At 68.5% G+C, this 2,699-nt stretch carries 2 protein-coding genes and 1 pseudogene; all 3 read left to right on the plus strand.

All coding sequences use genetic code 11. The features are described 5' to 3' along the window. Positions 1–148, plus strand: a pseudogene (locus ACIRA7_RS16550) (enoyl-CoA hydratase); the annotation flags it as partial. A gap of 2 nt (positions 149–150) precedes the next feature. Beyond that, entirely contained in the window at positions 151–1,335 is a 1,185-nt protein-coding gene (locus ACIRA7_RS16555; RefSeq protein ID WP_396221932.1) for an acyl-CoA dehydrogenase family protein, read from the plus strand. A 9-nt stretch (positions 1,336–1,344) separates the two neighbouring features. Further along, positions 1,345–2,699, plus strand: a 1,355-nt coding sequence (locus ACIRA7_RS16560; protein WP_396221933.1) for an AMP-binding protein, incomplete at its 3' end; no start/stop codon positions are given.

Consider the following 2,699-nt stretch of genomic DNA (forward strand, 5'->3'; position numbering starts at 1 on the left):
GATGCTGCAACAAGAGTGGAACGTGTCGGTCGATCAGGCCATCGAGATGGAAGCGCAGGCGCAGGCGCTGTGCATGGGCACGCAGGACTTCCGCCGGGCCTTCGACGCCTTCGCCGCCAAGCAGTCGCCCATGTTCGAGGGGAACTGAGCATGCATGCCGCCATCGATCATCTGGCCTGGCCGTTCTTCGACGACACGCATCGCGCGCTCGCGACCTCGGTCACCGAGTGGACCGCGGCCCAGGGCGTTGAACCGCTGGCCAGCAGTGAGGCCGAGGTGGACGACGCCTGCCGCGCGTGGGTGCGCCGATTGGGCGACGCCGGCTTCCTGCGCTATTGCGTGCCGGCGCCGTGGGGCGGCGCGCTCCCCACGCTCGATTCACGCGCCTTGTGCGTGTTGCGCGAAGCGCTGGCGGCGCATGATGGACTCGCCGACTTCGCGTTTGCCATGCAGGGGTTGGGCTCGGGAGCGATTACCCTCGGCGGTAGCGATGCTCTGCGCGGGGAGTGGCTGCCGCGTGTGGCGTCGGGGAGTGCCATCGCCGCGTTTGCGTTGTCCGAGCCCGATGCCGGCTCCGACGTGGCGGCGATGCGCATGCGTGCCACACGCACCGATGCCGGCTGGCAGCTCGACGGTGCGAAAACGTGGATCTCCAACGGTGGCATCGCCGATTTCTACTGCGTGTTCGCGCGCACGGGCATCGAGGAAGGTGGCGCCAAAGGCATCAGCGCGTTTTTCGTGCGGGCCGATACGCCGGGGCTGCGCATTGCCGAGCGCATCACGGTCATGTCGCCGCATCCGCTGGCGCTGCTGTCGTTCGACGCGTGCGTCGTCCCGCACGACGCGCTGCTGGGCGCTGAGGGCGAAGGCTTCGCGCTCGCCATGCGCACGCTCGACATCTTCCGCGTATCGGTGGCAGCGGCCGCCACGGGCTTCGCGCGTCGCGCCATGCACGAGGCGCTCACCCAGGCGGAGTCGCGCGCCATGTTCGGCACCACGCTCGGCGCGCAGCCGCTGGCGCAGGCGATTCTGGGCGACATGGCCACCGATCTCGATGCCGCGGCCCTCATGACCTACCGCGCGGCGTGGCATCGTGACACGCAGAGCACGCGCAGCACCGGCGTGGCCGCGATGGCCAAGCTGGCGGGTACCGAACTCGCGCAGCAGGTGATCGACCGCGCGCTGCAGTTGCATGGTGGTCGTGGGGTGCGCGTGGGCGAAGTGGTGGAACGGCTGTATCGCGACGTGCGCGCGCTTCGCATCTACGAGGGCGCCACCGAAGTACAGCGCCTGCTCGTGGGGCGCGAAACGTTGAAGCGTCACCGTCAGCGCTGAGGTCACACCATGTCAACGCCATCCGCACACGCGACTATGCCGTTACACCCCAGCGGCCACGTGGACGGCTTCGCCCGCGCGCAGCTGCCGCCGGCCGAGCAGTGGCCGGTCATTACGCTCGACGGCGTGTACGCCGTGCCGCCGCAACTGAATGCGGCGGTGGAGCTGCTGGATCGCGCGATCAGCGAAGGGCACGGTGATCGTGTGGCGATCGTGGTGCCGGATGGCGCCGGCGGATGGGAGGAAACCACGTATGCGCAGCTGGCGGCCCAGGTCGATGCGCTGGCGCACGTGCTGGTGCACGACCTCGGCCTCGTGTCGGGGAATCGCGTACTGTGCCGCGGCTTCAACGGCCGCTTCATGACGGTGGCGTGGCTGGCTACCCTCAAGGCGGGCATGGTGGCCGTGAGCACGATGCCGATGCTGCGCGCCGGCGAGCTGCGCATGGTGATCGAGCGTGCGCAGTGCAACGCCGCCTTGTGCGATGCGCGGCTGCTGGACGAGCTGGTCAGTGCAGCGGAAGACATGCCATCCATCCGCGCCGTGCGTTGCTGGGGTGGCGAGGGCGCCGATACGCTCGAACGCGCGATGGCGCGGCACACCGGCGACTTTCCCGCGGTGGCGACGGCCAGCGACGATGTGGCGCTCATCGCGTTCACGTCGGGTACCACCGGCATTCCTAAAGGGTGCATGCATTTCCACCGCGACGTGATGGCGATGTGCAGTGGGTTTGCCGAGCAAGTGCTGGGTATCACGGCCAACGATCGGTGCATCGGCACACCACCGATCGCGTTCACCTTCGGGCTGGGTGGTCTGGTGTGCTTTCCGATGGCGGCGCGCGCCAGTGTCGTGCTGCTCGAGCGCGCGTCACCGGAGAGCCTGCTCGATGCCATCGGCGCGACCGGTGCCACGATCACCTTTACCGCCCCCACGTTTTATCGGCACATGGCGATCGCGATCCGTGAGCAGCCGGGGCGTTTCGACACCACGTCGCTGCGCGTGTGTGTGTCCGCTGGCGAGGCACTCCCCGACGCCACGCGCACGCTGTGGCGCGAGGCGACCGGCATCGAGATGCTCGATGGCATCGGCGCCACCGAATTGATCCACGTGTTCATCGGCGCGGCAGGGAAGGATTGGCGACGTGGTGCGATCGGCCGTGCCGTCCCCGGTTACACCGTGGCCGTACTCGACGACGAGTTGCGCGAAGTTCCAGCTGGCGAGGTGGGCCGCCTGGCGGTGCGTGGTCCCACCGGCTGCCGCTATCTCGCCGACGCGCGACAAACCACCTACGTGCGGGGCGGCTGGAACCTTACCGGTGATGCGTGCACCATGGACAACGACGGCTACGTGTTCTTCAAGGCGCG

The organism is Gemmatimonas sp., assembly GCF_044376735.1.
Taxonomy (GTDB): domain Bacteria; phylum Gemmatimonadota; class Gemmatimonadetes; order Gemmatimonadales; family Gemmatimonadaceae; genus Gemmatimonas.

Bases quoted from the DNA above. Each gene is read 5' to 3' on its own strand.
- ACIRA7_RS16555 (WP_396221932.1), top strand. From the start codon at position 151: ATGCATGCCGCCATCGATCATCTGGCCTGGCCGTTCTTCGACGACACG.